17 protein-coding genes and 2 pseudogenes are annotated in these 21,363 nt (G+C 70.9%); 13 read left to right on the top strand and 6 right to left on the bottom strand.

Going from position 1 to position 21,363, the window contains the following annotated elements; all coding sequences use genetic code 11:
• Positions 1-112: 112 nt before the first annotated feature.
• The 4 genes and pseudogenes from FHX80_RS26585 to FHX80_RS26600 form a co-directional block, all read right to left on the bottom strand.
• Positions 113-625: a GNAT family N-acetyltransferase gene (locus FHX80_RS26585; RefSeq protein WP_145767517.1), complete on the bottom strand. Its 513-nt coding sequence runs from the start codon at positions 623-625 to the stop codon at positions 113-115.
• Positions 626-723: 98 nt separating this feature from the next.
• On the bottom strand, positions 724-2,316 hold the full coding sequence (locus FHX80_RS26590; RefSeq protein ID WP_145766499.1) for an alpha/beta hydrolase: 1,593 nt from the start codon (positions 2,314-2,316) through the stop codon (positions 724-726).
• Between the two features lie 152 nt (positions 2,317-2,468).
• Positions 2,469-3,353 (bottom strand): amidase domain-containing protein, encoded by an 885-nt coding sequence (locus FHX80_RS26595; protein WP_167523641.1) that lies wholly within the window; start codon positions 3,351-3,353, stop codon positions 2,469-2,471.
• A gap of 581 nt (positions 3,354-3,934) precedes the next feature.
• Positions 3,935-4,169: pseudogene (locus FHX80_RS26600) on the bottom strand (Rv2578c family radical SAM protein); the annotation flags it as partial.
• Positions 4,170-4,317: 148 nt separating this feature from the next.
• On the opposite strand from FHX80_RS26600, the gene FHX80_RS26605 reads away from it, so the two are divergent.
• From FHX80_RS26605 to FHX80_RS26620, 4 genes are all read left to right on the top strand, one after another.
• A complete protein-coding gene (locus FHX80_RS26605; RefSeq protein ID WP_145766501.1) occupies positions 4,318-4,761 on the top strand; it encodes an SRPBCC family protein in 444 nt (147 codons plus the stop codon).
• 187 nt (positions 4,762-4,948) lie between these two features.
• Positions 4,949-7,393: an MFS transporter gene (locus FHX80_RS26610; protein WP_145766502.1), complete on the top strand. Its 2,445-nt coding sequence runs from the start codon at positions 4,949-4,951 to the stop codon at positions 7,391-7,393.
• A gap of 195 nt (positions 7,394-7,588) precedes the next feature.
• Entirely contained in the window at positions 7,589-10,036 is a 2,448-nt protein-coding gene (locus FHX80_RS26615) for a SpoIIE family protein phosphatase (RefSeq protein ID WP_145766503.1), read from the top strand.
• Positions 10,037-10,147: 111 nt separating this feature from the next.
• Entirely contained in the window at positions 10,148-10,867 is a 720-nt protein-coding gene (locus FHX80_RS26620) for a class I SAM-dependent methyltransferase (RefSeq protein WP_145766504.1), read from the top strand.
• A gap of 189 nt (positions 10,868-11,056) precedes the next feature.
• Here the strand turns inward: FHX80_RS26620 and FHX80_RS26625 are convergent, their stop codons facing one another.
• Complete coding sequence (locus FHX80_RS26625) at positions 11,057-11,947, bottom strand: LysR family transcriptional regulator (RefSeq protein ID WP_145766505.1); 891 nt, start codon at positions 11,945-11,947, stop codon at positions 11,057-11,059.
• A 153-nt stretch (positions 11,948-12,100) separates the two neighbouring features.
• Between FHX80_RS26625 and FHX80_RS26630 the strand changes: the two genes are divergently transcribed.
• Positions 12,101-13,102 (top strand): aldo/keto reductase, encoded by a 1,002-nt coding sequence (locus FHX80_RS26630; protein ID WP_145767518.1) that lies wholly within the window; start codon positions 12,101-12,103, stop codon positions 13,100-13,102.
• A gap of 95 nt (positions 13,103-13,197) precedes the next feature.
• Here FHX80_RS26630 and FHX80_RS26635 read toward each other — a convergent pair whose 3' ends face one another.
• Positions 13,198-13,638, bottom strand: a complete 441-nt coding sequence (locus tag FHX80_RS26635; protein ID WP_145766506.1) for a GNAT family N-acetyltransferase — start codon at positions 13,636-13,638, stop codon at positions 13,198-13,200.
• Between the two features lie 83 nt (positions 13,639-13,721).
• Here FHX80_RS26635 and FHX80_RS26640 point away from each other — a divergent pair, with 83 nt between their 5' ends.
• From FHX80_RS26640 to FHX80_RS26675, 8 genes and pseudogenes are all read left to right on the top strand, one after another.
• The gene (locus FHX80_RS26640) at positions 13,722-14,273 is read left to right on the top strand and encodes a DinB family protein (protein ID WP_145766507.1); all 552 of its coding nucleotides are present in this window, start codon (positions 13,722-13,724) and stop codon (positions 14,271-14,273) included.
• A 142-nt stretch (positions 14,274-14,415) separates the two neighbouring features.
• Positions 14,416-15,249, top strand: coding sequence for a M55 family metallopeptidase (locus tag FHX80_RS26645; protein WP_145766508.1), 834 nt, complete (start codon positions 14,416-14,418; stop codon positions 15,247-15,249).
• Entirely contained in the window at positions 15,242-16,585 is a 1,344-nt protein-coding gene (locus FHX80_RS26650; RefSeq protein WP_145766509.1) for a M20/M25/M40 family metallo-hydrolase, read from the top strand. The genes FHX80_RS26645 and FHX80_RS26650 overlap by 8 nt, the downstream gene beginning before the upstream one ends.
• 20 nt (positions 16,586-16,605) lie before the next feature.
• A complete protein-coding gene (locus tag FHX80_RS26655; RefSeq protein WP_145766510.1) occupies positions 16,606-18,594 on the top strand; it encodes a prolyl oligopeptidase family serine peptidase in 1,989 nt (662 codons plus the stop codon).
• On the top strand, positions 18,591-19,535 hold the full coding sequence (locus FHX80_RS26660) for a S66 peptidase family protein (RefSeq protein WP_145766511.1): 945 nt from the start codon (positions 18,591-18,593) through the stop codon (positions 19,533-19,535). The genes FHX80_RS26655 and FHX80_RS26660 overlap by 4 nt, the downstream gene beginning before the upstream one ends.
• 514 nt (positions 19,536-20,049) lie before the next feature.
• Positions 20,050-20,265: pseudogene (locus tag FHX80_RS26665) on the top strand (peptidase S15); the annotation flags it as partial.
• A 130-nt stretch (positions 20,266-20,395) separates the two neighbouring features.
• A complete protein-coding gene (locus FHX80_RS26670) occupies positions 20,396-20,635 on the top strand; it encodes a LapA family protein (RefSeq protein ID WP_145766512.1) in 240 nt (79 codons plus the stop codon).
• Positions 20,636-20,677: 42 nt separating this feature from the next.
• Positions 20,678-21,232 carry a GNAT family N-acetyltransferase gene (locus FHX80_RS26675; protein WP_145766513.1) on the top strand — a complete coding sequence of 185 codons (555 nt, stop codon included), beginning with the start codon at positions 20,678-20,680 and terminating at the stop codon, positions 21,230-21,232.
• Positions 21,233-21,363: the final 131 nt, after the last annotated feature.

The raw sequence follows: 21,363 nt of genomic DNA on the forward strand, positions 1-21,363 counted from the left end.
GCCCAGAGCGGCCCCCCGAGGCGTGGTCAGCCCACCGCGGGCCCCATGTGCGGTCAGCGCGCCGAGGGCCCCAGGTGCGGTCAGCCCACCGCGGTCCCCGAGGTGTGTGTGGTCAGCGTGCCGCGGGCCCCCCGAGCGAGCGCACGTAGCGCACCTCGGGCACCGGCATACCGTCCATCTCGAAGGGTTCCTCGGCGCCGTCCGGGCGGAATCCCGCGCGTGCGTAGAAGCGGCGGGCCGACGCGTTCTCCTTGAGCACCCAGAGGGCGAGGTCCGGGTGACCCGCCGCGGCGGCGCGCGCCAGCACCTCGGCCATCAGGGCCCGGCCCACCCCTGTCCCCGTCCGCTCCGGCAGCACATAGATCGCGTACAGCTCACCGCGCGCGAGTCGCCTGCCGTTTTCGCGGTACGGCCCGTACGCCGCCCAGCCGATGACGCCGAGACCCGCCCGCTCGGCCACCACGTTGACGACCTCGTTGCCCTCGGCGAAGAAGCCGCGCCGCCGCTCCGCGTCCTCGGCGATGTCCATCGCGTCCAGGTGCGCCTGCGGCATGAGCCCGGTGTACGCGCTCTGCCAGCCACGCACCCGGACCGCCGCCACCGCCTCGCAGTCGTCGATGGTCATGTCCCGGACCAGGAGTTCGGGGGCGTGCGCCTGAGCGGGTCGTGTGGTCACCCGCTCATCTTCGCGCACGCCCCCGAAGAGAACGCGATCCCTGCCCGTCAGTTCCGGAAGCCGAGCATTCCATGCAGCGCGCTGCCCCGGCTCTCCGCGCCCGTACGGGACGCCGCCTTCCCGGCCTTGCCGGTCGCGGGCTTCGGGTCCGGCGTCTTCGCGCAGACCGCGTCCACGTCCGCACCCTTCCCGCGCGGCACGGTGCCCTTGGCGAGATAGTCCGTCAGGAACTTGTCCAGGCAGGCGTTGCCGCCCAGCGTGACGCCGTGATTGCCGCCGCCCTGTTCGACGACCAGGCTGGAACCGCGGAGTTCGCGGTGTAGCGTGACCCCTCCTTCGTACGGTGTGGCCCCGTCGTCCGTGGCCTGGAAGAGCAGCACCGGCGGCAGGCCGTGGTTGGCGACCCGGACCGGATTCAGCGGCTCCACCGGCCAGTCGGCGCACGGCGCGTTGTACCAGGTGTTGCTCCAGGCCATGAGGGGAGCCTTGTCGTGCACCCTCCAGGCGTCGCTGCGCCAGACGTTCCAGTCGCGCGGCCACTGGGCGTCCCGGCACTGCACGGCCGTGTAGACCGAGTAACCGTTGTCGCCCTCCGCGTCGACGGCGCCGAACCGCTCGTACGCCTTGACCAGCGCCTTCTCGTCCTTGTGGTTCACATAACCGGCGAACGCCTCGGCCAGGACCGGCCAGTAGCCGTTGTAGTAGCCGCCCGGCAGGAACGTGTCGTCCAGTTCGCTCGCGCCGACCTTCTTGCCCGCGGGATGCTTCCTGACCGCGTCACGCATCCGGTACCAGGCCGCCTCGACCTTCGCCGGATCGCTGCCCAGTCCGTACGTGCCGTGGTACTTCGCGACCCAGGCGGCGAACGCCTTGTGACGGGTGTCGAACGCGTAGTCCTGGCTGATGTTGTCGTCGTACCAGATGCCGGTCGGGTCGACGTTGGAGTCGAGGACGAGGCGCCGGACGCGGTCCGGGAACAGCTTGGCGTACACCGAGCCCAGATAGGTGCCGTAGGAGTACCCCAGGTAGTTGAGCTTCGGTGCGCCGGCCGCCCGGCGGATCACATCAAGGTCCTTGGCCGCGCTGACCGTGTCCATGTACGGCAGCAGATCCGGGTACTTCCTGCCGCAGGCGGCCGCGAAGGACCGGGCGCGGTTCCGGTTGACCTGCTCGTCCCGGAGGGAGCGCGGCACCGAATCGGGCCGTACCGGAGCGGAGTACTTCGGCACGCAGTCCAGTGCCGGCCGGCTCTTGCCCACGCCGCGCGGGTCGAAGCCGATCACGTCGTACTGTGCGGCCACAGTCTTCGGCAGCGAGGCGGCGACGAAACCGGCCATCGACAGCCCGCTGCCACCGGGACCGCCCGGATTGACCAGCAGCGGGCCCTGGAACGTCTTCGAGGTGTGCGGCACCCGGGTCAGGGCGAGGCTGATCTCACGGCCTGACGGGTTGTCATGGTCGAGCGGCGTACGCACCGACGAGCACTGGAGCGTCGGGGACGACTTGGTGGCGCAGTCGGTCCACTTCAGCGATACGGCGCGCTGCGCGCCGGTGTCGGCGGTCGCCGGGGACGGCGCGGCGGTCACCAGACCGGCGACCGTCGCCCCGACGGCGAACAGAATGCCTGAACGTTTCGTCATATGGCCTCCCGTGGTGGGGGGAACGCGGCTGCGCGTGGCGGCAGCCCCCGCCGCATGCTCCCCGCATTCGGAGCCGGAAGGACCTGTTCTGCCAAGAGATGACCCGTTTGCCCCTGCGGGGTGCCGGGCGCGCCGGTTCCGCGGCGGCCCGGTCAGTTGATGTCACCGACCTTGGCCGAGCTAGCCTTCGAGATGGTCCGCGAGTGGCGGTACTTGGTGACGTGGCGGCGCAGATTCTCTGCCGCGGACCAGGTGTAGGTCTTGTTCTTGATCGTGCCGAAGAGGTAGTACTCCTGCCACCAGGAGTGGTCAGCCTTGCGGCCACCATTCCGGAACTTCATGTGGCCACCGTAGTAGAGGGCCTTGGAGACGAAGTTGGTGCAGTCCTGCTTGTACTCCCACTTGGTACCACGGTTCTTGTAGGCCCAGTTCGCGGTTCCGTTCCCGTCGACGGCGTTGGCAAGAGTGGTGACCAGCGGTACGCCGTCGTTGACCGGGAACCCGTCGTCGTCCAGGTCCAGGGCGTCGCCGTCGTCAGCTGGCAGGTCGGCGTCTTCCGACCCCTCTGACTCCACCTGGGCCTCGGCGGCGGCGGTCGGGGACAGCGTCAGACCGGCGGAGGCATCATCGGCTTCCGTGAGCAGCACCACGGCACCGTTCTTGACGGTGAAGGTGAACCGCTTGTCGTTGCGGGCCTCGGTTTCGTCGTCGACGCTGTCTGTGCGTATCGTCTCCAACTCCTTCACGGTCGCGTGCACGACCACCTCGGCGGTGCTCTCGCCACGGCGCACCAGTACATCGCTCAGTTCGGCGGACGCCGAGCGGTAGCTCTGGCCACGCTTCTCCAGGGCCTCTCGTGCGCCGACGAGACCTTCCTCCTGGGCCTCGAGAAGCTCACGGAAGACTCCGCCGTGAGCGGACTCGGAAGCGGCGTCTCCGGCCGTGAGGCTTCCGCCGGTCGTAATCCGCCCGCGTGCCAGGGATGGGCTGACCCTGCCGCCGACGCCGACGTATCTGCAGGTGGGAGGGTCGGTCACCCGGCTCCACCAATATGATGACCCGTCAGGACGGCAGCTCAGGTGCAACTTCCGAGGAGCATCCTCCGCGGTCATGTGTAGCGAGGGCCCCGGGGGCGACCGACGGCCACTCGCAGTCGGCGAAGAGCGCGACGACACAGGCGGCCTACGCTGACCTGAGCGTCCACACGGAGACGCCGCGGTGAGCATCACGGGCGTCGCAGGGGCTGTCCGGGGCTCGCGGGGCGATGGTCCGCGGATTGGTTCCGCGGCGGCCTGTACTGGCCGGCGGTGGACTGCCTCGCCGGCGTCTTGGGTGCCTGTCGCGTTCCTGAAGTGTGGCTGCTGCTGGTGTGTCGGTTACAGGCGCTTCGCTGTGCGGTCGCGCAGCAGTAGCCACTGACTCGCGTCGGCGCCGCCTGGGTGCGCAGCCGGTTCATGCAGCAGCACGGCGTAAGCCGTCCTCTCCGCCTTGCCCGGGGCGGCATGCGGGCCTGGCGCCTCCGGGGTCGGGAATGACCTCGTCATGCCTTTCCAGGCCTTGTCCGCGTTCGGAGTGCTGAGCATCGGCCCTCCCGGGCTCAATAGGGTCATGCAGTGAAGTGTGCGCAGGCGTGCGAACAGCCGCGGTAGGGGTTCACCGTCCACTCGAAGGGCATCCGGGACGCGCCCGGCACCCGGTTCACGATCGAGCGGGCCCGGATCTCATGGAAGGTGATGCCCCGGAACTCGGGGGGTGTCGAAGGTGCGCGTCGTCACCGCGTCCGCGGCGAAGAGCGCGCCGTCCCCGGTTTTGGTGGTATTGGCGGGATTCTCGGTCAGATTGTCCCAGTGCATGGACGCCTCCTCGGTAGCACTGACCCGAGAATAGAACACTTGTTCCCTTGATCGTTTTCTCCCCTTCGTCCCCGACCGGATTTTGAGCGGGGTGCCGGAGGTGGTTGGCTCAGCACACCCCGAACAACCGAGTGCTGGAGGAACAGCCATGGCGCAGGTCGAGGCCACGACAGAGCGGATCATCGCGGCGGACCCGGAAGCGGTGTTCGACGCGCTGGCCGACTACAAGGACGTCCGCGGCAAGTTGCTGCCCGGCCACTTCAGCGAGTACGAGGTGCGCGAGGGCGGCGACGGCGAGGGCACCCTCGTCCACTGGAAGCTCCAGGCCACCAGCAAGCGGGTGCGCGACTGCCTGCTGGAGGTCAGCGAGCCCAGCGACGGGCGGCTCGTGGAGAAGGACCGCAACTCCTCGATGGTCACCACCTGGACCGTCACTCCGGCCGGTGAGGGGAAGTCCAAGGCGGTCGTCTCGACCGTCTGGAACGGTGCCGGCGGCATCGGGGGATTCTTCGAGAGGACCTTCGCGCCCAAGGGGCTCGGGCGCATCTACGACGAACTCCTGCAGAATCTCGCCACCGAGGTCGAGAAGTAGCTCCCGGTCCCGCTTTCCGGCCTCACCGGTTCGGGTGGTCTTTCCGCCCGGATGGTTGTGCGCCGTAGCGGCTCCCACCGGGGGCTAAGCCTTCCGAGTGCGCCGTCAGCGCCCCCCGTCGCGTTTGCCCTCCCTTGTATCGCAATGCGAGAAATGGGCGGCGCAGATGCGACGAGGGGAGCGGCACGTGGTGGGTGGGATCACTCTGGTGAAGGAAGAGCCCGACGGTACGGGCCACACCGGAACGGTGCAGACGTCCGAACCGCCCCCGCCGCCGGCCGCGACGGAACCGGCCGCTCCGTTCCTGCCCCCGGGCCCCGAGACGGACCCCCGCCGGATCCGGCTGATCTTCATCGGGCTGATGCTCACGCTGCTGCTCGCGGCGCTCGACCAGATGATCGTCGCCACCGCGCTTCCCAAGATCGTCGGTGAGCTGCACGGCCTGGAGAAGATGTCCTGGGCGGTCACCGCCTATCTGCTCGCTTCGACCATCGGGCTCCCGGTCTACGGCAAGCTCGGCGACCTCTTCGGCCGCAAGGGCGTCTTCCAGTTCGCGATCGTCGTCTTCGTCATCGGCTCCGCACTGGCCGGCTGGTCGCGCACCATGGACGAACTGATCGCCTTCCGCGCCCTCCAGGGCGTCGGCGGCGGCGGGCTGATGATCGGCGTCCAGGCGATCATCGCGGATGTCGTACCGCCCCGGGAGCGCGGCCGGTTCATGGGGCTCATCGGCGCGGCCTTCGGACTCGCCTCCGTGGCGGGTCCGCTGCTCGGCGGCTTCTTCACCGACCATGCCTCCTGGCGCTGGTGCTTCTACATCAACATCCCGTTCGGTCTGGTCACCTTCGCCGTCATCACCGTCGTGCTGAAGCTCCCGAAGCCCACCGTCCGGCCCCGGCTCGACATCCTCGGCGCCCTGCTGCTGGCTGCCGCCTCCACCTGTCTGGTGCTGCTGACCAGTTGGGGCGGTACGGAGTACGCCTGGGGCTCGCGCACCATCCTGGGACTGGCCGCCGGGGCTGCCGGAACGACTCTGCTCTTCATCGCCGTCGAGCACCGCGCACCCGAACCGATCATTCCGCTGCGGCTGTTCCGCGACTCGATCTTCAACGTCAGCGCGCTCGTCGGCGCGGTCGTGGGCGTCGCCCTGTTCGGCGCCGCCAGCTATCTGCCGACCTTCCTCCAGATGGTCGACGGGGCCACCGCCACCGAGTCCGGGCTGCTGATGCTCCCGATGATGGGCGGCATCGTCGCCGCCTCCGTCATCTCCGGCCAGCTGATCTCACGTACCGGCAAATACCGTGTCTACCCGATCGCCGGCAGCGCTCTCGCGGCGCTGGGCATGTGGCTGCTGTCCCGGCTCGAGACCGACACCCCCCGGCTGGAGTACAGCATCTCGCAGGCGGTGCTCGGTCTCGGGATCGGGCTCATCATGCCGGTGCTGGTGCTCGCCGTGCAGAACTCCGTACGGCCCGCCGACCTCGGCACCGCCACCAGTGCCAACAACTACTTCCGGCAGATCGGCGGCAGCGTCGGCGCGGCCGTGTTCGGCACGCTCTTCGCCGGGCGGCTGGCCGACGCGCTCGCGGTGCGACTGCCGTCCGGAGCCGGTCTGCCCGACCCCGAGTCGATCACCCCGCAACTGGTCCACGCCATGGAACCCGCGCTGCGCGACAGCTACATCCAGGCATACGCCGACGCGATGCCCCGGATCTTCCTCTACCTCGTGCCGGTCCTCGTGCTCGGCCTGTTCCTCGCCTTCTTCCTCAAGGAGAAACCGCTGGTGTCCCACCACAGCCCCGAAACCGCAGCCGAGCCCACGACGATTCCCTCCGCCCGCATCGATCCGGGCACCCAGCCCGCCGGACACCTCTCGGGAGTGCCCGTCTGCGGCAGCGTCCAGCACCCCGACGGCACGAAGGTCCCGCGTGCCGCCCTCACCCTCATCGACGTCCAGGGAAAGCAGGTCGGCAGGGGCGCCAGCGGTGACGAGGGGCGGTACGCGCTCAGCGTCCCCGGCGCCGGTTCGTACGTCCTCATCGCCGCCGCCGGGGGGCATCAGCCTCAGGCCGTCAGCATCACCGTGGGCGAGCGGCCCGTCGAACTCGACGTGGTGCTCGGCGGTGCCGGCCGGCTGGCGGGGACCGTCGTGACGGCGGACGGCGTTCCGGTGCGGGACGCGGCCGTCACCCTGACCGACGTACGCGGCGAGGTGGTCTCCTCCACCCGCAGCGGCCGCGAGGGCGGCTATGTGATCTCGGAACTGGTCGCGGGGGAGTACACGCTCGCCGCCAGCGCCCCCGCGTTCCGGCCCGCCGCGCTGCCGGTCAGTGTGCAGGCGGCCCGTGAGACCCGGCAGGACATCGAACTGGCCGGCGGCGCCGTGCTGCGCGGCGTCGTACGCGCCAGCGGCGGGCGGCTCGTCGAAGACGCCCGGGTCACGCTCCTGGACGCGGCCGGCAATGTGGTCGACACCCTGACCACCGGGCCCGACGGGGCCTTCCGGTTCGTCGATCTGTCCACCGGCGAGTACACCGTGATCGCCGCCGGCTACCCGCCGGTGGCCACGGTCCTCCAGGTCGCGGGCGGCGGGCGAACCGAACGGGACCTCCAGCTGGGCCACGAGGACTGAGCGTGCGCCGGCCCGTCGCACACCGACGGGCCGGCGCACGGGAACCGGCCGCGGTGAACGAAGTGCGCCCCCGAGTGCGCGGGGCGCACCACCTTCAGGGGCGATTCCGCCGATGACCGGCGGGTGCCGGTCACGGACCCGTACGGTGGAGTCACGTACCGCAGAACCTTGCGGTGGGGAAGGAGCCTTCCGCCCATGGACCTCGGTGTGCCGCAGCAGAAAACTCCACGACCGCGAGACGCCGCGGCGGGCCGCGTGCAGCTCGCCGTGGTCGTCGTCGACGCGGACGGACTCGTGTCGCACTGGTCGACCGGTGCCAGAAAGCTCTTCGGCGTCGCCAGGGAGGACGCGATCGGCTGCTCGGCCGGTGAACTGCTCCCGGTCGCCGGGGCGTTACGGGACCACGGCGAGCCGTCGCGGGACGGGATGTACGCCGAGTTCGGCCCCGAGCTCGACAGCTCCCTCAGCGGCGTCGTCGCCTACCCGACAGCGGGCCGGGCCCGGGTGGACCAGCGGGACCGCGGCCGGATCGAGGTCCTGTGGTGGGCCTATCCGCTCGTCGGCCCCGGGCCCGAGCGGCTGCTCGTGCTCGCCGCGGACTCCGCGCAACTGCGCGGCGGCGAGGGGGCGGAGGGCCGGAACGCCGAGACGATCGCACCCGGATTCGCCCTGCACACCGACTTCCCCGGCTATCTGAAGCTGTCCGGGCGGCTGTCCGAGATCCTGCCCAGCATGAGCGTCCAGGAGGCCACCAGGATCGTCTCCCAGGTACTCGAACTCGGCTATCCCGTTCTGGAGTTCAGTCACCACGACCGGATCCCGGTGACGCCCGACTGGGGAGTGCCGCAGCGTTCCGGACACCGGACCTCCGAGGACGCGCGGCGTATCGCCGACGGACAGCTCGCGCCCCGCGCGGTGCCCCGCCCGGAGCTGGACCTCGAATACGCGGCGGTCCGCGAACGGCTGGAATTCCTCAACGAGGTCAGCGGCCGCATCGGTACCTCCCTCGACCTGGAACGCACCATCCGCGAGGTCACCAGTGCCGCGGTGCCCCGCTTCACGGACTTCGCCGGTACGCATCTGCGCGCCGCGGTCCTCGCGGGCGAGGGCTTCCCGGACGGCCCGCCGGACGTCACGACGGTCTGGCACCGGGTCTGGGTCGAGCACAACGATGAACCCGGCCGCTGGGACGACACCGTGCCGGTCGGCGAGCCCATAGCCTTCCCGGAACACACCCCGTTCTTCCAGTGCATGGTCACCGGCGAACCGGTCATCATCCCTTATGTCAGCGAGGAGTTGAGCAACCAGATCTCGGGCGAGTTCGAGAAACGCGACCTGCGTCCGCTGATCACCCACCGCTCCCTGCTCATCGTGCCGCTCAAGGCCCGTGACGTGGTGCTCGGCTTCATGGTCCTGATGCGGCGCCCCGGCCGGGAGCCCTTCGACGACATGGACCGCACCACCGGCGCCGAACTCGCCGCCAGGGCCGGGCTCGTCCTCGACAACGCCCGCATGTACACCTACCAGGAGAACGTCGCCGAGACCCTTCAGGACAGCATGCTGCCCCAGGTCGAGCCGCGCATGGCGGGCTGCGACATCGCCACCCGCTATCTGCCCGGCGCCCTGCTCGGCAGAGTCGGCGGCGACTGGTTCGACTCGGTGAAGCTCCCCGGCTCCCGGACCGCGCTCGTCGTCGGCGACGTGATGGGACACGGTCTCAACTCAGCTGCGATGATGGGCCAGTTGCGTACAGCGGTACTGACGATGGCCACGATGGAGATGCCGCCCGCCCAGCTGCTGCGCAACCTGGACGACCTGGCCCAGCGCCTCGGCGAGCAGTATCTGGCCACCTGCCTCTACGCGGTGTACGACCCGATCCGATCCGAGCTCCAGATCGCCAACGCCGGGCACATCCCGCCGGTACTGGTCCGTGCCGAGGACGGCCGGGCCGAGCTGCTCGACCTGCCGACCGGCGCCCCGATCGGAGTCGGCGGCGTCGCCTTCGCGACCGCGACCGTACGGGTCCTGCCGGGCGACCGCCTGGTGCTCTGCACCGACGGCCTGGTCGAGGTGCGGGGCCAGGACATCGGGGCCGGTCTCGCCGCACTCTGCGCCTCCGCCGCGCACCCCGCCGCGTCCATGGACGACGCCTGCGACACGATCATCCGCGCCCTGAATCCCAGCGGCGGCCGCAAGGACGACGTCGCGCTGCTGATGGCCCGGCTCAACGGCATCCCCGACGACGACGTCGGCGAGTGGCAACTCGCCCTGGACCCGCGCGAGGTGGCCCGCTCCCGTCGGCTGGTCCGGGGCAAGCTGCTCGACTGGGAGCTGCCGGACGCCGTGGAGGCGGCCGAGCTGATGGTCAGCGAGCTCGTCACCAACGCCGTGAAGCACGGACGCACCCATCACATCGGGCTCCGGCTGGTCCGTACCGGCGCCCTGCTCTGCGAGGTCAGTGACGACGAGCCCGCTCCCGCCTCGCTCCTCGACGCCACCGCGGACGACGAGTTCGGCCGCGGACTCGTCCTGGTGAGCAGCCTCGCCCGGGAGTGGGGCAGCAGCACCACGGCCCGCGGCAAGACCGTCTGGTTCGAACTGGCGCTCTCCCGACTGCCCGGCCCCCGGCGCAACGACTGGTAAAAGAGGCCGCTCCCGGCCAACGGTCCTGTGCGCGCCCTTGCCCCGATCAGCGGGGGACGGTAGTCCCTTGCTGTGCAAGGTGCCTCAGTGTGACGGGACTTGGGAGTGCGCATGGATGTTTCACAGGGATACCGCGAGGCATGGGAAGGTTTCTGGGCAGCGACATCGGACGCGCCGGGCGAGGCGATCTGGGACGCCGACCCTTCGCTGAGCGCTGTACCGCACAGCGAACTGCTCCTGCCGTACGCCGATGCCTCACTGCCGGTCGTCGACCTCGGCTGCGGCAACGGCACCCAGACCCGTTACCTCGCCACCCGGTTCGCCCGCGCCATCGGCGTTGACCTCTCGCACGCCGCGATCGGCCACGCCCGCCGGGCGGACACCGAGGGCGTCGCCGAGTTCGCCCAGCTCGACCTGGCCGACGGCGACGCGGTACGCGCCCTGCATGAGCGGATCGGGGACGCCAATGTCTATATGCGAGCGGTGATCCACCAGAGCGAGGCCGAGGCCAGGCCGGCTGTGGCCGCAGCCGTGGCGACGCTGCTGGGGGCGCGCGGCCGGGCCTTCGTCGCCGAGCTGACCCCGGCCTCCAGGACCGTGCTCCAGCAGGCGTCGCAGGGGCCGGACGGGCCGCCCAAGAAGCTGCGCCGGGTCTACGACCACGGGCTCAAACCGGCGGGTGCCACCGAGGAGGAGGTGCCCGAGCTCCTGAGGGCGGCCGGCCTGACCACTCTGGACAGCGGGGACACCGCACTGCCGCAGACCGAGCAGCTGCCCGACGGGACCCGGATCGACCTGCCCGCGAGGTGGTTCGTGCTGGCCGCCGCCTGATCCGCCGCGCGCGGGCCGGCCCCGGCCCCGGACACGGAAACCGGATGCTGCCGGTTGATCCGGGGCCTGCCCGCTTCGCCCCGTCGACCGTTCGGCCGGCGGGGCGAAGCGCTGTGAAGCGGCGGGTGCGCTGCGGGCGGGGCGCTCGTGAAGGCGCTCAGCGGTTGGGCCGCCGCGCCCCGGGAAATCTCAGCGTTCGGCCTCGTCCCGCACCAGCGCCATGAACGCCCGCGCTCCCGGGCTCATGGCCCGCGCGTCCGGCAGCACCACGACGCTCTCGTAGTACGGCTGGTCCGGCCCGTCGAGCCGGACCGCCACCAGGTCCCGTGCCTCGGGCTTGCGCGAGAAGTGGTGCGGCACCACCGCGATGCCGAGTCCCTCGTGCACCAGCTCCAGCAGGCTGTGCACGTCGTTCACCTCAAGCGCCACCGTGCGGCGCACCCGCGCTGTCGCGAACGCCTCGTCGGCCGCTCGGCGCGGACCCCAGTCCGGATGGAAGTCGATGAACGGCTCGCCCGGCAGCTCGTCCCACCCGACCAGGTCCGTCGTGGCCAGCCGGTGGCTGGCGGCGCACAGCAGAACCATCGGCTCACGGGCCAGCGGGACCAGCTCACCGCGCCACTCCCCGGGGCTGACCGTGGCGGCGAAGGCGATGTCGAGCCGCCCGCCGGCCACCCCGTCCACCAGGCTCGTCGTCCCCTCCTGACGGAGCCGGATCTCCATGTGCGGATGCTCACGGTGGAAGGCGGCGAGCAGCCGTGGCAGGCTCACCCCGGCCACGCACTGCTCGACCCCCACCGACAGGGTGCCGCGCAGCAGCCCCCGTACGGCGTCCACGGCATCCTTCGCCGCCCGCGCGCCCGCCAGGGTGCGCTCGGCCTCCACCAGCAGCGCGCGTCCGGCCTCGGTCAGCCGCACGCTGCGGGTGGTCCGGCTGAACAGCGGGGTCCGCAGCTCCTGCTCCAGCGCCCGGACGGAGGCGGAGAGACCGGACTGCGACACGGCGAGCCGCTCGGCGGCCCGGGTGAAGTGGTGTTCCTCGGCGACCGCGACGAAATGTTCCAGCTGGCGCAACTCCATGATTGAGAAATATAAGCGCTGAATCCAAGCGGAATCTCCTGTTGGACTGCTGGATCGATGTGGGCGAGCCTGGACGCTGCACACCGCCGGGCCGAATCCGCACAACACCTCGTCCCCCGGCGGACCGGAACGATCTCTCCCGTGGAGCCCCGCATGTACATCCCGTCCGCCGACCGCTACCAGGACATGCCCTACCGGCGCACCGGGCGCAGTGGTCTGAAGCTGCCGGCCCTGTCGCTCGGCCTGTGGCACAACTTCGGCGGGGACCGGACGCCGGAGACCCAGGGGCAGATCCTCCGCAGGGCGTTCGACCTCGGCATCACCCACTTCGACCTGGCGAACAACTACGGCCCGCCGCCCGGTTCCGCCGAGACGGCGATGGGCCGCGCGCTGAAGACGGACTTCGCCCGGCACCGGGACGAGATCATCGTCTCCACCAAGGCCGGCTATCTGATGTGGGACGGCCCGTACGGCGAGTGGGGCTCGCGCAAGAACCTGCTGTCCTCGCTCGACCAGAGCCTCGGCCGCCTCGGGCTCGACTACGTCGACATCTTCTACTCCCACCGGCCCGACCCCGAGACCCCGCTCGAAGAGACGATGGGCGCCCTCCACTCGGCGGTGCGGCAGGGCAAGGCGCTCTACGTGGGTGTCTCCAACTACTCGGCCGAGCAGACCCGTGAGGCCGCCCGGATCCTGAAGGACCTCGGCACCCCCCTGCTCATCCACCAGCCGCGCTACTCGATGCTGGACCGCTGGGTCGAGGACGGCCTGCTCACCGCCCTCGACGAGCTGGGCACCGGTTCCATCGCGTACTCGCCGCTGGAGCAGGGCATCCTCTCCGACCGCTATCTCCGCGGCATCCCGGAGGGTTCACGGGCGGCGGGCAGCAGCCCGTTCCTGTCGGCCGACTCGGTCACCCCGGAGCTGGTCGGCCGGCTCCGCGAGCTCGACCAACTGGCTTCCGAGCGCGGCCAGTCGCTGGCCCAGCTGGCGCTGGCCTGGGTGCTGCGCGGCGGCCGGGTCACCTCCGCCGTCGTCGGGGCGAGCAGCGTCGCCCAGCTGGAGAACAGCGTCCAGGCGGTCCGCAACCTGGAGTTCAGCGACAAGGAACTGGCCCGGATTGAAAAGCTGTTGAAGGGCGCCGGGCGCCGCTGAGGCAGGAGAACGGGCGACCTCCGGGCGGGGCCTGCGCTCAGGACAGCGCAGGCTCTGCCGCCGACTCGGCAAGCACCGCCCCAGCGGCAGGAACCCTACGGGATGTAGCGGCGGAAGCCCTCTGCCAGGGCTTTGAAACCGCACGCCTCGTAGAAGGTGTGGACGTACTCGTCATCCGCCGCCAGCAGCTGGACCTTGTAACAGTCGGCCGACGCACCCAGTTGAACGGCGGCCTCCATCAGCCGGCGGCCGACACCGCGCCGCTGGAAGGAGCCGGCCACCACGACGTTCTCCACGAACAGGATGGCCCGGCCACCGCGCGTGAGGTTCGGCAGGACGATGCAATCCGCCGTTCCGGCCACGGTGCCGCCGGCATCAGCCACCAGCACCGTCCGCCCCTGCTGCCTGGACATGGCAGCCCAGATCGCATCCGCGGACGCCTGAGGCAACGGCGCATCGTCAGGATTCAACTCGCCGTAGAGAGTCAGCAACGCTGACAGGTCCGCCTCGGCCGCTGACCGCACATTGATCTTCATGCGCTGAGCCTAGAACGGGCGCGGCCGCACCCGTCCCAGCAGTAAGGCCCCCCGCCCGGACCCGGGCTGTGACGATGGCTGCCATGACATGGACGGCACCCCACATCACCCGTACGACCGCCGGCGACCTCCAGCTCGCTCTCGGCACCGCGGACGAGCGGACCATGCTGGCCGGCTGGCTCCAGTGGCACCGCGAGACGCTTCTGGTCAAATGCGCCGGGCTCGACCAGGAGCAGCTGGCCCGCACCACCGCCGAACCCTCCGGACTCACCCTGCTCGGCCTGGTGCGGCACCTGGCCGAGATCGAACGCTGGTGGTTCCGGCGCAGCTTCGCGGCCGAGCCGCTCGGTGACGTGTTCACCGGGCCCGACGACGGCGACGAAGGTCTCAGGGGCGTGGACGCGGCCCGCGCGGAACACGACCACGCCGCCTATCTGGACGAGGTCGAGGCAGCCGGGGCGGCAGTCGCGGGGCGGACCCTGGACGAGACGTTCGTGACGACGCGCGGCGGCAGGACGTGCAGCCTGCGCTGGGTCTATCTGGCCATGATCCAGGAGTACGCCCGGCACAACGGCCACGCGGATCTGCTGCGCGAGCGCACCGACGGCGCTACCGGGGACCACCCGCGAAGCTGACAGGGCCGGCGGCCGGCAGGGGAAGGACCCCGATGGCGGAAAGGCCCTCTTCCGGCGGAACGGACCTCCTTCAGTGGAGTGGACCACTGGAGGTCCGGACAGCTCTGGCCTGCCCGTTCCGCGACGCGTACCGTGTGGCCGCATGAAGATCCTCGTCAGCGCCGACATGGAAGGCGCCACCGGCGTGACCTGGCCGGCCGATGTGCTGCCCGGCACACCTCAGTGGGAGCGGTGCCGTTCCCTGTTCACCTCCGATGTCAACGCCGCGGCCCTCGGCTTCTTCGACGGGGGCGCCGACGAGGTGCTCATCAACGAGGCCCACTGGACCATGCGCAACCTGCTGCTGGAACGGCTCGACGACCGGGTCCAGATGCTCACCGGCAAACACAAGTCGCTCAGCATGGTCGAGGGCATCCAGCACGGGGACGTCGACGCGGTCGCCTTCATCGGCTACCACACGGGCGCCGGCACGGAAGGCGTCCTGGCCCATACCTATCTGGCCAACTCCATCACCGGGGTCTGGCTCAACGGGGCCAGGGCCAGTGAGGGGCTGCTCAACGCGCATGTCGCCGCCGAGTACGGGGTCCCCGTCGTCCTTGTCACCGGGGACGATCTGACCTGTGTGGACGCGCGGGGATACGCACCCGACGCCCGTACGGTCGCGGTCAAGGACTACGTCTCGCGCTACGCCGCGGTCTGCCGCACCCCCGCCCGTACCGCCGCCGACATCCGTGCGGCGGCCAAGGACGCGACGGCACTCGCCGGACGGTACCCGGCGGTCGACGGCGGACCGTTCACCGTGGAGCTGGAGTTCGACGCCGAGCACCTGGCCGCGGCGGCCACCGTCGTGCCCGGCGTGGCGGTCTCCGGCGAGAGGCGTGTCGCCTACACGAGCGAGACGATGTACGAAGGTATCCGCACGTTCAAGGCGGTGACGACCATCGTGTCGTCCGCCGTGGAGGAACAGTATGGCTGAGGTGACCCACCCCAAGAACCGCGTCGACGACCTCGCGCTCGACGAATCGGTGACGTTCACCTCCGAACTGATCCGCATCGACACCACCAACCGGGGCGGCGGCGACTGCCGCGAACGGCCGGCGGCCGAGTACGTCGCCGAGCGGCTGGCCGCCGCCGGACTCGAACCCACGCTCCTGGAACGGACCCCCGGGCGTACCAACGTGGTCGCCAGGATCGCGGGCACCGACCCGTCCGCCGACGCGCTCCTGGTCCACGGGCACCTGGACGTGGTGCCCGCGGAGGCCGACGACTGGACCGTGCATCCCTTCTCCGGCGAGATCCGCGACGGTGTCGTCTGGGGCCGCGGCGCCATCGACATGAAGAACATGGACGCGATGGTCCTCGCCGTCGTCCGGTTCTGGGCCAGGGCCGGCATCCGGCCCCGCCGCGACATCGTCATCGCGTACACCGCCGACGAGGAGGCCAGCGCCGACGACGGCTCGGGCTTCCTCGCCGACCAGCACCCCGGACTCTTCGAGGGCTGCACGGAGGGCATCAGCGAATCCGGCGCCTTCACCTTCCACGCCGGACCGAACATGCCCCTCTACCCCATCGCGGCGGGCGAACGCGGCACCGGATGGCTCAAGCTCACCGCACACGGCAAGGCCGGGCACGGCTCCAAGGTCAACAAGGCGAACGCGGTCAGCACACTGGCCGCCGCCGTCGCCCGGATCGGCGCGCACGAATGGCCGGTGCGCCTCACCCCGACGGTCCGCGCCGCGCTCACCGAGATCGCCGCACTGCACGGCATCCACCCCGACCTGGACGCCCCCGGCGTCGACGTGGACGAACTGCTGGGCAAGCTCGGACCGGCCGCCGCCCTCGTCGAGCCGACCGTCCGCAACAGCACCAACCCGACGATGCTGGACGCCGGTTACAAGGTCAACGTGATCCCGGGCCATGCCACCGCCTTCATCGACGGCCGGATGGTGCCCGGCGGCGAGGACGAGTTCCAGGCGACCATGGACCGGCTGACCGGCCCCTCCGTCGACTGGGAGTTCCACCACCGCGAGGTCCCCCTGCAGGCCCCGGTCGACTCGCCCACGTTCGCCAAACTCCGGTCCGCCGTCGAGCGGTTCGACCCGGACGGCCATGTCGTCCCGTACTGCATGTCCGGCGGCACCGACGCCAAGCAGTTCTCCCGGCTCGGCATCACCGGCTACGGCTTCTCGCCACTGAAGCTGCCTGTCGGCTTCGACTACCAGGCCCTCTTCCACGGCGTGGACGAACGCGTCCCCGTCGAGGCGCTGCACTTCGGCGTCCGGGTCCTGGACCACTATCTGCGCACCGCCTGACCCACTCGGGGGAATCGAACATGGTAACCACAGCGGCTTACGGAAGCTGGCCGTCACCGATCGACGCCGCGCTGGCCGCCTCGCGGGACGGCCGGCCGGAGTACGTCGAGGCGGTCGGCGAAGAGCTGTGGTGGACGGAGCCGCGCCCGGCCCAGGCCGGCCGGCGCGCACTCGTCCGCCGGCTGCCCGACGGGACCACCGCGGAGCTGCCCGCCCCCTGGAACGTCCGCAGCCGCGTCATCGAGTACGGCGGACGGCCCTGGACCGGTACGGAACGCGCCGAGGGCGGCCCGCTGATCGTCTTCGTCCACTTCGACGACCAGCGGCTGTACGCCTACGAACCGGACGGGCCCGGCGAACCGTGGCCGCTCACCCCCGTCTCGCCGGTCGGCGGCGGACTGCGCTGGGTCGATCCGCAACTGCACCCGGACCGGGGGGCGTCGGGCGAGGTCTGGTGCGTCCTGGAGGAGTTCACCGGCGAGGGCCCCACCGAACTGCGTCGGCTGATCGCCGCCGTTCCGCTCGACGGCTCGGCGGCCGGCGACAGGTCGGCGGTACGCGAACTCTCCGACGACCGGCACCGGTTCGTCACCGGTCCGGAGCTCTCGCCCGACGGGCGGCGGGCGGCCTGGATCGCCTGGGACCATCCACGGATGCCATGGGACGGCACCGAGGTGATCCTCGCGGACATCAGCGACGACGGTGTGTTCCACGCCCCCCGGACCCTCCTGGGCGGTCCTGAGGAGTCGGTGCCGCAGATCCAGTGGACCGCGGATGGACAACTGCTTCTCGCCAGTGACCGCAGCGGGTGGTGGAATCTCTACCGCGCCGATCCGGACGGCGGTGTCGCGGTGGAACTCTGCCCCAGGGAGGAGGAGTTCGCCGGACCCTTGTGGAAGATCGGCCTCAGCTGGTTCCGGCCGCTGGAGAACGGGCTGGTCGCCACCCTGCACGGCAAGGGGTCCACCACGCTCGGCATCCTCGACCCGGAGACCGGCACTCTCGTCGACATCGCGGGGCCCTGGACCGACTGGGCCGGGACGCTCGCCGTGCAGGGCAGCAGAGTCATCGGCATCGCCGCGAGTCCGCACAGCGCGTACGAGATCGTGGAGCTGGACACCTCGACCGGGCACACCCGGATCATCGGAGCACCGCACGAGGACGCGGTCGACCCCGCGTACTACCCCGAGCCCGCCGACCGCACCTTCACCGGTCCCGGCGGCCGGGAGATCCACGCCCACATCTACCCGCCGCACAGCCCCGACCGGACCGGTCCGGCAGACGAACTGCCGCCCTACGTCGTGTGGGCGCACGGCGGCCCCACCAGCCACGCAGCCCTCGTGCTCGACCTGGAGATCGCCTACTTCACCACGCGCGGCATCGGCGTGGCCGAGGTCAACTACGGTGGCTCGACCGGTTACGGACGGACCTACCGCAACCGGCTGCGCGAACAGTGGGGCGTCGTCGACGTGGAGGACTGCGCGGCCGTCGCCGCGGCGCTCGCCGCCGAGGGCACCGCGGACCCGCACCGGCTCGCCGTCCGCGGCGGCAGCGCCGGCGGGTGGACCACCGCCGCCTCGCTGACCGGCACCGACGTCTACGCCTGCGGCACGATCATCTACCCCATCCTCGATCTGACCGGCTGGGGTAGCGGCGAGACCCACGACTTCGAGTCGCAGTACCTGGAGTCGCTGGTGGGCCCGCTCGCCGAGGTCCCCGACCGCTACCGGGAACGGTCGCCGATCACCCGCACCGACCGGCTCACCACGCCGTTCCTGCTGCTCCAGGGCGAGGACGACCCCATCTGCCCGCCCGTGCAGTGCGAACGCTTCCTGGCCGCAGTGGAGGGGCGCGGTATCCCGCACGCCTACCTCACCTACGCGGGCGAGGGCCACGGCTTCCGCCGCGCCGACACCATGATCAGTGCGCTGGAGGCCGAACTCTCCCTCTACGCGCAGACCTTCGGCATCGAGAGGCCCGACGTGCCGCGGCTGGAGCTGCGGAAGTGACCCTCGCACCCCTGACCCGCCCCGCCCGGCTGCGCGCGGGCGCCAGGGTCGCCGTCGCCTCCCCGAGCGGACCGGTGCCCGCCGACCGGCTGGAGCCCGGCCTCGACGTCCTGCGCGGCTGGGGTCTCGATCCCGTGACGATGCCTCATGTCCTGGACGTGCACCCGGAGCTGGACTATCTCGGCGGCACGGACGAGGTACGCGCCCGGGACCTCCAGGACGCCTGGTGCGATCCGTCGGTCGACGCGGTGATCTGTGCCCGGGGCGGGTACGGGGCGCACCGCATGGTCGATCTGCTGGACTGGGCGGCGATGCGGGCCGCCGGGCCCAAGGTGTTCGTCGGCTACAGCGACATCACCGTGCTCCACGAGGCGTTCGCGCTCCGGACGGGGCTCGCCACCCTGCACGGCCCGATGGTCGGGACGGAGACCTTCCTCAAGGACCCGCGCACCCAGGAGTCCCTGCGGGCCACCCTGTTCGAGCCCGAGACGGTACGGACGCTGGGGCTCGACGGGGCGGGCGTGCTGGTGCCCGGCCGGGCCCGGGGGATCACCTACGGTGGCTGCGTGAGCCTGCTGGCCGCCGATCTGGGCACCCCGCACGCCCGGACGTCGGCCCGTGGCGGGTTGCTGGTCATCGAGGACACCACGGAGGACCCGTACAGCATCGACCGCATCCTCACCCAGCTGCTGCGGGCCGGGGCGCTCGACGGCGTCGCCGGGGTGGCCTGCGGCTCCTGGGCGGGCTGCGGGCCGTACGCCAAGGTGCGGGCGGTGCTCGCCGACCGGCTCGGCGGCCTCGGCATCCCTGTGGTCGAGGAGCTCGGCTTCGGCCACGGTCCCACCGCGCTGACGATTCCGCTCGGGGTGCCGGCCGTGCTGGACGCGCCCGCGGACGGGAGCCCGGCCACCCTCACGGTCGAGGTATCGGCGCTGGTCTGAGCGGTGCGGACGGGCTCCGTGCGCCGAACGGGACCGCGCGGCGAAGAAGTTGAACAGCCTTCAGGAAAGGCCGAGCGGGGCGTTGACACCACTATGACCTGTGTCACAGCATGGGCGCGGCCCAGTGCCTACTGGCCGGTATGACACCCTCGGTGTGGAGGTCCTGGTGTCGCGTCCTGTTCCCGGCTCCCGTTTCCGGTCCCGGTCCGTGTCCCGGTCGGTGTCACTGGCCCGTAGATCGTTCCCGTTCGTCGCCGGGGCGGCGCTCGCGGGTCCGCTCGCACTCGCCGGCGCCGCACACGTGGGAACGGCCGCGGGTTAGACGATCCTCGACGCAAGTCTGGACCCGTCCCGGTTCGGCGGCCCGACCTGCCTCCACTTCGCGCCCAAGGCCTGCGACACAAGTCCGGCTGCTCAACTCGGACCGCTACCCGGCCGAGAAGACCGCCGCCGTGCTCGACTACACGCGCAGCGTCTCCCCGGTCTCGTACCTGAGCCGGGTCAAGGCTCCGACACTCCGGTACGGGTGCCGGACGTGACCAGGCCGTTCACCGTGCGGCTGCCCGGTATCGTCCACCGGTACGCGGCGGGGCACCGGCTGGAATTCGTGATCGCGGCCAGCGACACCGCGTACTTCGGGAACAGCGGTGTCAAGCCGGTCACCGTCGTCAGCGCGCCTCAGGACACCGGGGTGCTGGAGCTGCCCGTGGTCGGCTCCACGGTGAACTGATGCGGTGAGCGCCCGCCCTCGCACCGCCGTCACCCGAATGGGTGTACAGGACCGCCCCCCGCCACCCGGACGGAGTCATTCTGATGCTCCGGGGGCGGTGGCGCACCAGGAGCAGGGAAGGGGCAGGTTCATGAGCCCGAAGGATGTGTCGAGCAGCGGAAAGGGCGGCACGGGGGCATTCAGCCCGGCCCGCATTCTGGTCCTCGTCCTCGCGGTCCTGTCGGTCGTCTTCATCGCCGAGAACACCGGCGACGTCACGGTCCGACTCCTGATCCCGGTGGTGACCATACCGCTCTACGTGGCGCTGATCGTGATGTTCCTGGCCGGGATGGCCTGCGGCGCCTACGTCTTCCGCAGGCGGCGAAAGTAGTACCGGCCGGTCCGTCCGGGGTGCAGCGCCTACGCTGTGCCGATGTCCGACACCTCCTACCTGGCCGAGGGGCCGCGCACGGCGATCCGCCCCTTCGCCCTCGCGGATGCCGACGAGTTCACCGCGCGGGCCCGTGAGAGCCGGGAACTGCACCGGCCCTGGCTGTTCCCGCCCGCCGACCCGGACACGTACGCCGCGTACGCGACCGCACTCATCGAGGACCCCACGAGGGCGGGCTTCCTCGTGTGCGAACGGAACGGCGGCGAGGACGCGGCCGGTGGTGCGATCGCGGGCTTCATCAACATCAACAACATCGTCATCGGCGGCTTCCGCTGCGGCGCGCTCGGATACGGTGCCTTCGCCCACGCGACCGGGCGCGGACTGATGGGCGAGGGGCTCGACCTGGTGCTGCGACACGCCTTCGGACCACTCGGCCTGCACCGCCTGGAAGCCAACGTTCAGCCGGCCAACGAGGCCTCGCTCGCCCTGGTGCGCAGGGCCGGCTTCCGGCTGGAGGGCTTCTCGCCGGACTTCCTCCTCATCGACGGCGCCTGGCGCGACCATGAGCGCTGGGCGATCACCGCCGACATGCGCTGATGCCGCGGGAACGGCGAGTCGTTCCGGGGCGGCTCCTGGCTCATGTGGCGGTGAGCTGTTCCTCCGGCGCGAGCAGCAGGGCGAGGCCGGGGCGTGACCCGGAGTCGATGGGGGTCGAGGACGGCGAGCCG

It is taken from the genome of Streptomyces brevispora (assembly GCF_007829885.1).
Classification (GTDB): domain Bacteria; phylum Actinomycetota; class Actinomycetes; order Streptomycetales; family Streptomycetaceae; genus Streptomyces; species Streptomyces brevispora.

Coding starts and splice junctions, on each gene's coding strand:
- FHX80_RS26645 (WP_145766508.1), top strand. CDS start 14,416: ATGAAGATCCTCGTCAGCGCCGACATGGAAGGCGCCACCGGCGTGACC.
- FHX80_RS26675 (WP_145766513.1), top strand. CDS start 20,678: ATGTCCGACACCTCCTACCTGGCCGAGGGGCCGCGCACGGCGATCCGC.
- FHX80_RS26590 (WP_145766499.1), bottom strand. CDS start 2,316: ATGACGAAACGTTCAGGCATTCTGTTCGCCGTCGGGGCGACGGTCGCC.
- FHX80_RS26620 (WP_145766504.1), top strand. CDS start 10,148: ATGGATGTTTCACAGGGATACCGCGAGGCATGGGAAGGTTTCTGGGCA.
- FHX80_RS26615 (WP_145766503.1), top strand. CDS start 7,589: ATGGACCTCGGTGTGCCGCAGCAGAAAACTCCACGACCGCGAGACGCC.
- FHX80_RS26605 (WP_145766501.1), top strand. CDS start 4,318: ATGGCGCAGGTCGAGGCCACGACAGAGCGGATCATCGCGGCGGACCCG.
- FHX80_RS26630 (WP_145767518.1), top strand. CDS start 12,101: ATGTACATCCCGTCCGCCGACCGCTACCAGGACATGCCCTACCGGCGC.
- FHX80_RS26640 (WP_145766507.1), top strand. CDS start 13,722: ATGACATGGACGGCACCCCACATCACCCGTACGACCGCCGGCGACCTC.
- FHX80_RS26625 (WP_145766505.1), bottom strand. CDS start 11,947: ATGGAGTTGCGCCAGCTGGAACATTTCGTCGCGGTCGCCGAGGAACAC.
- FHX80_RS26650 (WP_145766509.1), top strand. CDS start 15,242: ATGGCTGAGGTGACCCACCCCAAGAACCGCGTCGACGACCTCGCGCTC.
- FHX80_RS26585 (WP_145767517.1), bottom strand. CDS start 625: ATGACCATCGACGACTGCGAGGCGGTGGCGGCGGTCCGGGTGCGTGGC.
- FHX80_RS26670 (WP_145766512.1), top strand. CDS start 20,396: ATGAGCCCGAAGGATGTGTCGAGCAGCGGAAAGGGCGGCACGGGGGCA.
- FHX80_RS26655 (WP_145766510.1), top strand. CDS start 16,606: ATGGTAACCACAGCGGCTTACGGAAGCTGGCCGTCACCGATCGACGCC.
- FHX80_RS26635 (WP_145766506.1), bottom strand. CDS start 13,638: ATGAAGATCAATGTGCGGTCAGCGGCCGAGGCGGACCTGTCAGCGTTG.